This is a genomic window from Streptomyces sp. NPDC059355 (genome assembly GCF_042752335.1).
Classification (GTDB): Bacteria; Actinomycetota; Actinomycetes; order Streptomycetales; family Streptomycetaceae; genus Streptomyces.
The window spans coordinates 22,317-33,876 of record NZ_JBHYXN010000065.1 but is presented as its reverse complement, the minus strand read 5'-3'; the positions used below and the strand labels follow the sequence as shown (position 1 = coordinate 33,876).

Sequence of the window (11,560 nt, the reverse complement as noted above, 5' to 3'; positions counted from 1 at the left end):
CCACGGCTCGTACTGGACGTACTGGCGTGGTCCGACAACGCGGCGAGGGGCCGTGCCGGGCGCCGTGACCCGGTGAACCTTTCCGGTCGCAGCACTAGAGGGCGTCCCCCGGGTCCCGCTTGTCATGACCCCGGTCAACGGAGTAGACCTCGAGTCCTGCATCCGAGATCCGTTCCGGGGGACGACATGGCTTCCGCCCTCTTCGCACTGGCGTTACTGGCCGCCCTGGCCGGGCCGATCGGCCTGCGGCTGCGCCGCCACCCGGGGTTCGTCACCGGCCGCGACGGCCGCCTCTCCACCTCCACCACCCTGGCCCTGGCCTGGACGGTGATCCTGGTCTGGCTCCTGCTCACGATCCTCGCGTACGGACTCACCGCGGGCGGCGGCGTCGACTGGTTCTCCGGGGAGCACGGCCCGCTGTCCTCCCTGACCACGGTGTACCTGCCGCTGCTCGGGGGCCCGTACGTGGCGATGATCGCGGCGAAGACCGTCGTCGGGATCCGCGTCGAGAACGGCAGCATGGCCAAGCCCGCCCCGAAGCCCACCGGTTCCGGGCAGCGGCCGCTGCGCGAGCTCATCGCGAACGACAGCGGGCGCACCGACCTCGTCGACCTCCAGTACGTGGCGCTCAGCGCGGTCACCATGCTGTACGTGGTGCTGTTCTTCCTCTCCGACGTGGGCGGCGGGCTGCCCCGCCTCCCCGCCGAGATCTGGGCGCTGACGGGCGCACCGGCCGGGGCGTACCTGGTGAACAAGATGGCCACGCGCGGGAATCCGGTGATCACGCGTGTGGTGCCGGCGGACGGCGCGCTGGTCGTGGAGGGCGGCGGCTTCGGCCCGGAGGCCCGGGTCGAGCTCGACTCCACCGTCCTGCCCAGCGAGTACGACCCGGCGACGGGCACTCTGACCGCGCGGCTCCCGGCCGTCGGCGCACCCGCCGCGTTCACGGTGGTGGTCACCTCCCGCGGCCTGCGCAGCGACCCGTACCGGCACACGCCTGCGGCCCCGGCGGCGGTCCCGGCCGCGACCCCGCGGCCGGCCGGCTAGTACGGGGAGGGCGGGGGCCCGGTCACGGGAGCTTCGCGAGGAACTCCCCGATCAGCGGGGCGATCTCCGCGAGGTGCGTCTCGAGTGCGAAGTGCCCCGCCCCGTCGATGATGTGCACCTCGGCGTCCGGCGCGTCCCGCAGGTACGCCTTGGCCCCCGCCGGGACGAAGAACGGGTCCCCGGCGCCCCAGACGACCAGGACCGGCACCCGGGAGCCCCGCAGCCAGGCCTGCCAGACGGGGTACTGGGCGAAGTTCGAGGAGTAGTCGAAGGCGAGGTCGGCCTGCGCGTCGGCGCGGCCCGGCAGCCCGACGTAGTGCACGTCGAGCGTCCGGCCGTCCGGGGAGACCAGGCCGGGGTCGGCCACGCCGGCCTCGTACTGGAAGCGGATGCCCTCGGGGCTGAACAGCCCGCGCACCTTCTCCTCGTCGCCCGGCACCTCCCGCCGGTGTCCGGCGAACGCGCGGGCCGCGTCGGAGAGCCCCTCGTCGTACGCGTTGCCGTTCTGCACGATCAGGCCGGTCACCCGCTCGGGGCGGCGCGCGGCGAGCCGCAGCCCGACGGGGGCGCCGTAGTCGAAGACGTAGAGCGCGAAGCGGTCCAGCCCGAGGGCGTCAGTGAATCCCTCCACGATGTCCGCGAGCCGGTCGAAGGCGTACGTGAAGCCGGCCGGGGCCTCGGTCCGGCCGAAGCCGGGGAGGTCGGGGGCGATCAGCCGGTACGGGGTGTCGCCGAGGGCGTCCATCAGCCGGGCGAACTGGTGGGAGGAGGTGGGGAATCCGTGCAGGAGCAGCAATACCGGTCCGTCGGCCGGGCCGCTCTCGCGGTAGGCGACGCGGACCCCGTGCACGTCGGCGGTGCGGTGGTGGACGAGCGACATCACATGCCTCCAATGGCCTTGTTCCCATTAGTCTCACCCCGGACTTCTAACGGGTCAAGTGCTTGGCGTAGCATTAGTGACATGACGTCGACCGCGCCGTTCCCGCTCACGGGCGAACCCCTCGCCCTCGACCTGCTCAACACCCGTCCCACGGGCGCGGGCGATCTGATCGCCGGGCCGGAGGGGCTCTCGGCCTGGCTGGCCGCACAGGAGGGCCGGCTCGGTCCGGCCGGGAAGGCCGGCCCGGCGGAGGTGGCCGCCGTACACGCCGTACGGGAGGCGGCCGGCGCGGCGCTCTCGGCCGCGCGGCGCGGCGAGCGGCCCCCGGCGGGCGCCCTGCGCACGCTGAACGAGGCCTCGGCGGGCGCCCCGGCCCACCGGGAGCTCGCCTGGACCCCGGAAGCCGGACTGACGGCGGCCCCGCACCGTACGGGCACCCCGGCCCGGCGGCTCGCGGCGGAACTGGCCGACGCCGCGGCCGAACTCCTGACGGACCCCCGGGTGCGGGACGTGCGGGAGTGCGAGGGGGCGGACTGCGTCCTGCTGTTCCTCCCCGCCAACCCGAGGCGCCGCTGGTGCGTGGCCTCGACCTGCGGCAACCGCGCCCGCGTGGCCCGCTACTACGCCCGCCACAAGCCCTGACCGGCCGGCCGGCCGACTGGCCGGCCGAGGCGAGGCGAGGCGATCGGCCGTCAGCCCTCGGCCGGGGCCCGGCCCGTCAGTGCCGCCAGGCTGGAGCGGACGTGGTTCATGTGCGCCCGCATCTCGTCCTGCGCCTCCCCGTGCTCGCGCAGGATCCGCTCCGTCTCCCGGCCCGTCCGCTCCTCCTGCACCCGGGCCTCCGCCAGCAGCTCCGCCGCCCGCGCCTCCGCGTCCTCCTGCCCGTGCCGCGCGGACTCCTCCACCTCCGCGTACCCGCGGCGTGCCTCCGCCAGCCGGACCTCCGCGTACCGCTCCAGCTCCGCCTGGCGGGCCTCCAGATCGGCCTCCCGGGCCGCCAGCTCCCGCTCCGCCGCGTCCCACCGCTCCACGTGCTCCTGCTCGCGGTCGGCCAGCAGTGCGTCCGACCGGCGCCGCATCTCCGTGAGCGCCACCTGCGCCTGCGTCCGCCACTCCGCCACTCCGCCGCGTCGTCCTTCGCCTCCGCCCGGATCGCGTCGGCCTCCCGTCCCGCCCGCAGCAGCCCCTGCCGCGCCCGGACCTCGGTCTGCTCGCGCACCGCGTCCGCGTCCTGCCGCGCCAGCTCCGCCGCCCGGTCCGCGTAGGCCTCGGCCGCGCCCATCGCGTCCACCGCGTCGGCCCGCGCGTCCCGCCGTACGGTGTCCGCCTCCTCCTCCACCAGCAAGAGGATCCGCCGCGCCCGCTCGCTCAGCTCGTCGTACGTCTGCGGAGCCAGCGCGGCCACCGCCTCGCGCAGCCGCTCCGCCTCCGCCTCCATCCGCTTCGCGAGGACCGTCAGCCGTGCCACCCGCTCCCACGCCTCGTCCCGGCTGCCGGAGAGACGGGCGAGATACCGGTCGACCTCTTCCGTGCGGTAGCCGCGGCCTCGTACGGTCGCGAAACCCGGTCCGTGAGGTGACATGGGAGCAGTCATCCTGGAAGCGCCTCTCTCGGGGTGATTCCTGTCAAGGATGCGCCATTTGCGGCCAGAAGCCGGAATGGCCGGGCCGGGACCCCGTACGAGGGTCCCGGCCCGGCCATCCGCCCGATCATCCGATCAGAGCAACCCGTCCCACATCTGCTCCAGCAGCACCGACCACCAGCTCTCCGGCGACGCCAGCGCCGCACTGTCGAGCCCCGCCAGATTCGTCTGGAAATCGACGGTCCAGCGCCCGGCCTGCTCCGGCGTCAGATGCTGCCGCAGCCGCCACATGTGACCCAGCATCGCCAGCGAGCGGGCGAACTGCGGCAGGCTCGAATTCACGAACTGCGGCGGCACCGGAGCACCGCCCGGACCGGCCTCCACCGGGACCGCCACTATGTGCGCCGTCCCGTACTGCACGCACAGCGCCTTGCCGAAGTCGCTGCCCACCACCAGGTACGAGCCCGCGTCGGACGCCGGCTGCACCTGCCGCTGCGCCGCCAGCTCCGCCAGCGTCGGCACCGGCTGGCCCGGCACCGCCTGCGCCCAGAAGAACGGCCCGAAGTCAGTCGGCAGACCCGCCCACACCAGGGTCTGCGCCACGATCTCCGGCACGCCCTGGCGCGACACCGCACGCTGATCGAAGCGGAACACGCCCTGCGGGCCGAAGGCCCCGGCCAGCTCCGCGCCGATGGCGTCCAGCGGAATCGCCGGCTGCAGCGGCACCTGCTGCACCGGCACCCGTACCGGCGCCGGGCGCGCCGGGCCGTCCGCCACCTGGTGCAGCTCACCCTGATGGGTCAGCAGGTGCCGCATGCCCTGCTGACGGCCCGCGTGGTCCTTGCCGTACGGGGCCACGCTCGTGATCCGGACCTGCGGCCAGGTCTCCCGGATCATCCGGGCGCAGTAACCGCCGGGCAGCTCACAGGACTCCAGCTCGGTGTGGAGCTCCAGCACCTGCTGCGGCGGCACGTTCATCGCGCGCAGCTCGTACAGGATCTGCCACTCGGGGTGCGGGGTACCGGGCGCGGAACGCCGGATGAGCTGCTGCTCGGAGCCGTCGGGCGCGCGGTAGCGCAGTACGGCCTGGTAGCCCGGGCCGACCGTGGGCGCACCGGTGGGCGCCGGGGGCTGCCCGGCGGGACCGGGACCGGCCTGCGGCTGCCCGGTCGGGCCGGGAGGCGCGGGCGGCTGACCCGTCACGGCCGGACCGGCCAGCATCGTCGCGGCGTGGTCGAGCCCGCCCCCGGGCGCACCGGGAGCCCCCGGCGGACCGGGCGGCTGGGGTACGCCGGGACCGGCGAGCATCGTGGCGGCCTGATGGGCCGGGCCCCCGGGAGCCCCGGGGGGACCGGGAGGCGCGGGCGGCTGACCCGTCACGGCCGGACCGGCCAACATCGTCGCGGCATGATCCAGCCCGCGCCCCAGCGAACCGGGAGCCCCCGGCGGACCGGGAGGAGCCGGCGGCTGACCGGCGCCCGGAGCACCCGGCGGACCCGGAGGCGCCGGCGGCTGACCCGTGACAGCCGGACCGGCCAGCATCGTCGCGGCATGGTCGAGGCCGGGGGCACCGGGCGGACCCGGAGGCATCGCCGGCGCCGCGCCCGGCCGGGAGACCTGGGCCTTGCTCGTCGGCGCGTCGGCGATCGACCCGGAATCCGGACCGCCGCCCGCATCCGGACCGAGGTGCAGCGCGGGCGCGATCGCCGTCTTCGGGAGCCGGCTGCCCCCGGGAATCAGCGCGGTCTTGGCCTCCGAGGACCCGGCGGACGGCGGAGCCATGTCCTCCAGGTCCGAGCCCGACAGCGGCGGCGCGAACACCGTCGCGGGCAGCGGCACGGACACGTCGTCGGCTCCGGAGTTCACATCGGTCCCGGCCCACGGCGTGGCCCCGGCCGGCACCCCGCCGTTCGCGGTCGGCTCGTACGGCACCTCGCGGCGCAGCGGAACCGCCTCCACCGGCGCGGGAGCCGGAACGGGAGCCGGAGCAGCAGGCTCCGCAGCCGGAACGGGCCCGGGCGCGGCGGCCACGGGCTCCGCGGGGAGCGGCGTCGGCACCGGCGCCGGCGCCGGCGGAATCCCCGCCCGGTCCGCCGCCTCCTGCAGCCACTCCGGCGGACTCAGCATGAACGAGGTCTGCTCCGAGTCGATGCGCGGCGTCGGCACCGAGGCCTCCGCCACCGGCGCGGCCGCGGCCCCGTACTCCTCCTCGTACCGGCGGATCACCTCACCCACCGGCAGTCCGGGCCACAGCGTCACCTCACCGCTGTCCCGCGCGATGACCAGCCGCTGCCTGCCGCCACCGGACACCGGACCTGCCACGCGGTCCTCCGCCCACACCACGAACCCGAGTCCGAACTCCCGTACGCGCACCTCCCGGTGCTGGTACGCGGGCACGTCCCCGTTGATCCACTCCTCGGCGCGCTCCTGCGCCTGCGCAAACGTCACCATCGCGCCGTCACCCCTCCACCGGTGCCGCGCCGGACACGGGAACCGAGCGTGCGAATCCGCCGTCCACCATCAGACCGGCCACCGTTTCCAACTCCGGCGGATTGCCCGCCAACCGCTCCAGAAAGGCATCGAAATCGGCACCGCACGGCAGCAACAGACGCTCCACGCGCTCCTGCACCGACCAGCCGTCCTGGTCGCGGGCATCGTCGTACGGGGAGAACCAGACCGAGCCGATCTCCGCGCCCTTCACCTTCACCGCGAGCAGACCGCCCTGGGCGAAGGCCACGCACAGGTAGTCCTTCGTCAGGTGGTCCCGCAGGCACTTGTTGACGTACACGAGGTCGTTGACCGCCGCCTCCTCACGCACCGTGAAGAAGGGCTGGTCCACCAGCAGACCGAGGTCCACGTCGAGCCCGGCGCCCACCGGCGCACAGCCGCCCGCCGCCTTCAGGAACGCGCGGTACGCCTCCGGCAGCCGGTAGCCGAGATCCTCCTCGACTCCCTGTACGGCCTCCTCGGAGACGGACACGACCGTCTTCGGCAGCCCCAGGTGCACCGGGCGCAGCTCCTGCAACGGCCGCGTCCCGCGCTTGCCGTGGTCGACCGGGGCTGTCGCCAGCCCCGCGTGGTGCCGCAGCAGCGCCTTCACCTCGACCGGGACCAGCTCCATCCGCCGCGTCCCGGCCACGTGGTGCCAGGTCCAGCCGTGCGGGGTCGCCACCGGTCCGACGGTGTCCCACAGCGCATGGCCGGCCGCGTGCATCGCCGCGTTCGCGGACACGCAGTCCGTCAGCCGCAGCTCGTCCACGCCGAAGCCCTCCGGCGGCTCGGCGATCTCCACCGCCGCGCGCGCGTACGGGGAGAAGTCGGGATGTCCGTCCGCGTCCATCCGTACCCCGTGGGGATGCCGAGCGGCCCGGACCGGGTCCGGGAAATGCACGACCTGCCCGGAGTACGCGGCGTTGGGTGGCACGGCCTGCTGCCCGAGCCGACCTGTCGTCATGGCGGTAGCCCCCTGCTGGATCTGGCTGGTTCACCACAGCCTATGTGGTCGGGCAAGAGCCTCACCCGCACGCGACCCCCGCACCCGCGCGGGGGCCAGGAACATCCGAATTGATACGAATATTCGACCCCGCTTCCACACGACAGGGGACATTTGACAGGCTGTCCCCTCAGCACGGGGGCGTGCGCGACAGCGGCCACCACCGCCGCCACGGGAGGGAAGACGCGACCATGCAGAACACGGCGACACGCACGGACACGGCCGACGGCGCCTCGGCACCGGGCGGCCAGGGCGACCCGGCGGCCGGGCAGCCGGCCGGGGGAACGCCCGCGGCCGGAGACCCCCGCCTGCGCTGGAGCGGCACCGACGGCCGGCCCGCCGCACCCGTCCTGCGCTTCCGCCGCGACGGCATCCTGCCCACCGTCGCCGCCGCCCTGTCCGTACGCGGCGAGACCCTCACCGGCACCGCGGGCAAGGCCGACCAGCCACCCGCCCTGCACCCGCTCGTCCAGGACTTCCTCGACACCCTCACCAGCGGCCAGCGGGAGCGCTTCACCGGCCGCTGCCCGGAAGCGATACTGCTCTCCCGCCACCTCACGGCCACGGAAGGCGCCCGCAGCAGGCGTGCCGCGCGCAAGCCCCTCACCGCGGGCGAGGCGCGCCGCTCCCTGAAGCACTCCAAGATCACCGCGCGCCGCATCCGCGAGGACGGCGACCCGCTCCACGGCAGCTACGCACCTCCCTGCCGCTCCTGCGAAGCGCTCCTCGCCCACTTCGGCGTACGCGCCGTCGACCTCACCCCCGCGTCAGAGAAGGCCTGACCTCCCACACCATGACCACCTCCTCCGCCTCGTACGACCGCTCCTCGGCCACCCGCTTCCCGGGCGCCGTGGACTCCGCCCTGCGCACCGCCGGCTGGGAGCCCGGCCGCTGGGACATCAAGCAGGCCGAGTTCTGGGCCGACGCCCTGCGCGACCACACCACGCCGGCCGGGCACCGGCACACGGTCTTCCCGGCCGCGGTCGAGGCCTGGGCCGAGTTCGGCGGGCTCCACATCACGGCGCCCGGCCCCGGCCGCCAGATAGCCCCCGCCCCCGTCCGCCTCGACCCGCTCACGGGCCTCCATCTCGCCCGCACCTTCGCCGACCTCGGCCGCGCCCTGTCCACGGAGCTCTGCCCCCTGGGCGTCGACGCCGACGCCGGCTCCCACCTCGCCATCGACCGCGAGGGCCGCGTCTACGGGATCGACCACACCGGCGACTGGTACCTGGGCGGCGCCGTGGACGAAGCCCTCACCCTCCTCCTCACGGGCCTCCAGCCCACCCGCCTCACCACGGCGCCGTAGGAGGTGTCCGCGCGCGTCGGCCGGACTACGCCCGGCGCGGGGCGCGCGGCAGGACCGCCGAGACCTTGAAGCCGCCCTCGTCGGTCTGGCCGGACACGAAGACACCGCCCAGGCCGAGCACCCGCTCGCGCATGCCGACCAGCCCGTTCCCCCCGCTCGGCAGGCCCGGCTGGACCACGTCCGCCCCGCACGGCCCGTTCTCCACCTGCATGGCCACCTCACCCTCCCGGTGAGCCAGCCGCACCACCACCCGCGCGCCCGGCGCATGCTTGTGGCAGTTCGTCAGCGCCTCCTGCACCACCCGGTACGCCGTCTGCTCCACCTCCGCCGGATACCCCGGCCCCGCACCCCGGACGTCCAGCTCCACGGCCATCCCGGCCGCGCGCGACTGCCCGACCAGTGCCTCCAGCTCGGCCAGCGAGGGCCCGGGCCCGTCCTCGAAACCGCCCGCCGGCGCGGCCACCACCGCCACCGCCGCCACCGCCGCCACGGCGGCGGGGACCCGCTTCGGCGACTCCGCCGCCCGCAGCACGCCCAGCATCTCCCGCAGCTCCGTCAACGCCTGGCGCCCCATGTCCCCCACGAGCGCGGCGTTCTTCGCCGCCCGCTCCGGGTCCTTGGCCGCCACCGCCTCCAGCGCCGCCGCGTGCACCACCATCAGCGACACCCGGTGCGCCACGACGTCGTGCATCTCCCGCGCGATCCGCGTCCGTTCCTCGGTACGAGCCCACTCGGCGCGCTCCTCCGCCCGGTCCGCGAGCAGCGACAGCTCACGCTCCAGGGAGTCCGCCCGCTCCTTCAGGCTCTCCATCAGCCGCCGCCGCGCCCCTATGTACAGGCCGAGCAGCACCGGCGGCACGGTCAGCGCCACCGCCACGAACACGGACAGCACGATGACGAGCGACTGCGAGGCCCCCTGGTCCCCGCTGGTCCGCACGTACATCACGACGAAGGTCGCGACCAGCGACATCGAGGCCAGCGTCGCGGTGATCCTCCGGGGCACCTCGCAGGCGGCGAGCGTGTACAGCCCGACCACCCCGAGCAGGAAGCCCATCGCGGCCGGCGACACGGCGATCCCGACCAGCACCACGGCGATCGGCCAGCGCCGCCGCAGTACGAGCGCGGACCCCACGAGCAGCCCGAAGAGCACCCCGACCGGCACCGGAAGCCCGGCCTCGCGCGCGAAGGGCACCCCCTCGACGGCGCACTCGACGGCCGATACCGCCGCCAGCCCCACGTCGAGCACGGCCCCCCGCGGCCTGTCCCACCACCACGGCCCGTCGCGCCCGGCCCCGCCCTGCTCTTCCCCCGTATCGGTCATGCCGTCCAGCGTACGCAGCGCCCCCGGCGCACAGTCGAACCGAATTCCGGCAGAGCGAAGCGGACCGAAGGCGATGCAAAGCGCCGATCTTTACCGTCGCATCGAGGGGTGGTGGTGCGGCATAGTAGGTGCCGTCGGCTCGACCACCAGGCAGTAATATCCGGTTAAGTCGGAATGATCCCCTGTGGTGTAATTGGCAGCACTGAGGCTTTTGGTGCCTTATGTCCGGGTTCGAGTCCTGGCGGGGGAGCTCTTGTACACGCGGGTCCTGACCGGTCGGTCGGGACCCGGCTTCGTTTCCGGGGTGCGGCCCCCCGGTATCCTTCACGGGTCCAGCACCCGAAGCCGAAGGGCACACCCGTGAGCGCCAACCGCCCGGCAGCCGTCGTCGTACTCGCAGCGGGTGAAGGCACCCGCATGAAGTCGGCCACTCCCAAGGTTCTGCACGAGATCTGCGGGCGCTCGCTCGTGGGCCACGTCGTCGCCGCCTCGCGCGAGCTGGACCCCGAACACCTCGTGGTCGTCGTCGGCCACGCACGCGAGCAGGTCACCGCACACCTCGCCGACATCGACGCCGGCGTCCGCACCGCCGTCCAGTACGAGCAGAACGGCACCGGACACGCCGTCCGCATGGCCCTCGAAGAGCTCGGCGGCCAGCAGAGCGGCACCGTGGTCGTCGTCTGCGGCGACACCCCCCTGCTGACCGGCGAGACCCTCGCGCAGCTCGCGCGGACGCACGAGGCCGACGGCAACGCCGTCACCGTGCTCACCGCCGAGGTGCCGGACTCCACCGGCTACGGCCGGATCATCCGCGGCGCGGACGGCGCCGTCACCGCCATCGTCGAGCACAAGGACGCCAGCGACTCCCAGCGCGCGATCCGGGAGATCAACTCCGGGGTCTTCGCCTTCGACGGCGCCCTCCTCGCGGACGCCCTCGGCAAGGTCCGCACGGACAACAGCCAGGGCGAGGAGTACCTCACCGACGTGCTCGGCATCCTGCGCGAGGCCGGTCACCGCGTCGGCGCGGCCGTCGGCGGCGACCACCGCCAGATCCTCGGGATCAACAACCGCGTCCAGCTCGCCGAGGCCCGCGCACTGCTCAACGCCCGCCTCCTCGAACAGGCGATGCTCTCCGGCGTGACGGTCGTCGACCCCGCGAGCACCTTCGTGGACGTGACGGTGACCTTCGGGCAGGACTCCCTGATCCACCCCGGTACGCAGCTGCTCGGCGCGACGCACGTCGCCGAGGGCGCCGAGGTCGGCCCCAACACGCGCCTCAAGGACACGCAGGTGGGCCCGCGGGCACGCGTGGACAACACGGTGGCGGACACGGCGGTCATCGGCGAGTCGGCGTCCGTCGGCCCGTACGCGTACCTGCGTCCCGGTACGAACCTGGGCCTGAAGGCGAAGGCCGGCACGTACGTGGAGATGAAGAACGCGACGATCGGCGAGGGCACGAAGGTGCCGCACCTGTCGTACGTCGGCGACGCGACGATCGGCGAGTACACGAACATCGGCGCCGCGAGCGTGTTCGTCAACTACGACGGCGAGCACAAGCACCACACCACCGTCGGCTCACACTGCAAGACGGGCTCGGACAACATGTTTGTGGCGCCCGTCACGATCGGGGACGGCGCGTACACGGCTGCCGGTTCGGTGATCACGAAGGACGTCCCGCCGGGTGCGCTGGCCGTGGCCCGCGGCCAGCAGCGCAATATCGAGGGCTGGGTGGCCCGCAAGCGTCCGGGAAGCTCCGCGGCCACGGCGGCCCAGTCGGTGGTCCAGGAGGACTCGGACCCCCGCTGAGGCCTCGTTGAGGTGAACTGACCGGAAACAGGTAGGCCCGCCAGGGCGTACCGTGATAGGTGCACGCAATTCGGCTGGCTCACCGTGTGCGGGACGGACGCACACGGGGGCGAGCAGCTTTCAAC

At 74.1% G+C, this 11,560-nt stretch carries 10 protein-coding genes and 1 tRNA gene; 6 read left to right on the top strand and 5 right to left on the bottom strand.

All coding sequences use genetic code 11. The features are described from left to right. Nucleotides 1-186: 186 nt before the first annotated feature. Nucleotides 187-1,047 carry a hypothetical protein gene (locus ACFXGI_RS36315; protein ID WP_384716532.1) on the top strand — a complete coding sequence of 287 codons (861 nt, stop codon included), beginning with the start codon at nt 187-189 and terminating at the stop codon, nt 1,045-1,047. 22 nt (nt 1,048-1,069) lie between these two features. Here ACFXGI_RS36315 and ACFXGI_RS36310 read toward each other — a convergent pair whose 3' ends face one another. Further along, nucleotides 1,070-1,927 (bottom strand): alpha/beta fold hydrolase, encoded by an 858-nt coding sequence (locus ACFXGI_RS36310; RefSeq protein ID WP_384716529.1) that lies wholly within the window; start codon nt 1,925-1,927, stop codon nt 1,070-1,072. 81 nt (nt 1,928-2,008) lie between these two features. On the opposite strand from ACFXGI_RS36310, the gene ACFXGI_RS36305 reads away from it, so the two are divergent. Beyond that, nucleotides 2,009-2,569: a CGNR zinc finger domain-containing protein gene (locus tag ACFXGI_RS36305; protein WP_384716526.1), complete on the top strand. Its 561-nt coding sequence runs from the start codon at nt 2,009-2,011 to the stop codon at nt 2,567-2,569. Between the two features lie 50 nt (nt 2,570-2,619). Here ACFXGI_RS36305 and ACFXGI_RS36300 read toward each other — a convergent pair whose 3' ends face one another. From ACFXGI_RS36300 to ACFXGI_RS36290, 3 genes are all read right to left on the bottom strand, one after another. Continuing rightward, nucleotides 2,620-3,048, bottom strand: coding sequence for a hypothetical protein (locus ACFXGI_RS36300; RefSeq protein WP_384716523.1), 429 nt, complete (start codon nt 3,046-3,048; stop codon nt 2,620-2,622). A gap of 596 nt (nt 3,049-3,644) precedes the next feature. Continuing rightward, nucleotides 3,645-5,960, bottom strand: coding sequence for an SUKH-4 family immunity protein (locus ACFXGI_RS36295; protein ID WP_384716520.1), 2,316 nt, complete (start codon nt 5,958-5,960; stop codon nt 3,645-3,647). A gap of 7 nt (nt 5,961-5,967) precedes the next feature. Beyond that, the gene (locus ACFXGI_RS36290; RefSeq protein ID WP_384716517.1) at nt 5,968-6,963 is read right to left on the bottom strand and encodes an SMI1/KNR4 family protein; all 996 of its coding nucleotides are present in this window, start codon (nt 6,961-6,963) and stop codon (nt 5,968-5,970) included. Nucleotides 6,964-7,193: 230 nt separating this feature from the next. On the opposite strand from ACFXGI_RS36290, the gene ACFXGI_RS36285 reads away from it, so the two are divergent. Together ACFXGI_RS36285 and ACFXGI_RS36280 are read left to right on the top strand one after the other, a co-directional pair. Beyond that, entirely contained in the window at nt 7,194-7,784 is a 591-nt protein-coding gene (locus ACFXGI_RS36285; protein ID WP_384716514.1) for a YwqJ-related putative deaminase, read from the top strand. Between the two features lie 11 nt (nt 7,785-7,795). Continuing rightward, entirely contained in the window at nt 7,796-8,308 is a 513-nt protein-coding gene (locus ACFXGI_RS36280) for an SUKH-3 domain-containing protein (protein ID WP_384716511.1), read from the top strand. Between the two features lie 25 nt (nt 8,309-8,333). Here the strand turns inward: ACFXGI_RS36280 and ACFXGI_RS36275 are convergent, their stop codons facing one another. After that, nucleotides 8,334-9,629: a sensor histidine kinase gene (locus ACFXGI_RS36275; RefSeq protein WP_384716508.1), complete on the bottom strand. Its 1,296-nt coding sequence runs from the start codon at nt 9,627-9,629 to the stop codon at nt 8,334-8,336. Between the two features lie 178 nt (nt 9,630-9,807). Here ACFXGI_RS36275 and ACFXGI_RS36270 point away from each other — a divergent pair. Next, nucleotides 9,808-9,879 (top strand) — tRNA-Gln (locus ACFXGI_RS36270). A gap of 110 nt (nt 9,880-9,989) precedes the next feature. Next, a complete protein-coding gene (gene glmU, locus ACFXGI_RS36265; RefSeq protein ID WP_384716505.1) occupies nt 9,990-11,435 on the top strand; it encodes a bifunctional UDP-N-acetylglucosamine diphosphorylase/glucosamine-1-phosphate N-acetyltransferase GlmU in 1,446 nt (481 codons plus the stop codon). The last annotated feature ends 125 nt before the right edge of the window (nt 11,436-11,560 follow it).

Coding starts and splice junctions, on each gene's coding strand:
- ACFXGI_RS36280 (WP_384716511.1), top strand. CDS start 7,796: ATGACCACCTCCTCCGCCTCGTACGACCGCTCCTCGGCCACCCGCTTC.
- ACFXGI_RS36310 (WP_384716529.1), bottom strand. CDS start 1,927: ATGTCGCTCGTCCACCACCGCACCGCCGACGTGCACGGGGTCCGCGTC.
- ACFXGI_RS36295 (WP_384716520.1), bottom strand. CDS start 5,960: ATGGTGACGTTTGCGCAGGCGCAGGAGCGCGCCGAGGAGTGGATCAAC.
- ACFXGI_RS36275 (WP_384716508.1), bottom strand. CDS start 9,629: ATGACCGATACGGGGGAAGAGCAGGGCGGGGCCGGGCGCGACGGGCCG.
- ACFXGI_RS36285 (WP_384716514.1), top strand. CDS start 7,194: ATGCAGAACACGGCGACACGCACGGACACGGCCGACGGCGCCTCGGCA.
- ACFXGI_RS36315 (WP_384716532.1), top strand. CDS start 187: ATGGCTTCCGCCCTCTTCGCACTGGCGTTACTGGCCGCCCTGGCCGGG.
- ACFXGI_RS36305 (WP_384716526.1), top strand. CDS start 2,009: ATGACGTCGACCGCGCCGTTCCCGCTCACGGGCGAACCCCTCGCCCTC.
- ACFXGI_RS36290 (WP_384716517.1), bottom strand. CDS start 6,963: ATGACGACAGGTCGGCTCGGGCAGCAGGCCGTGCCACCCAACGCCGCG.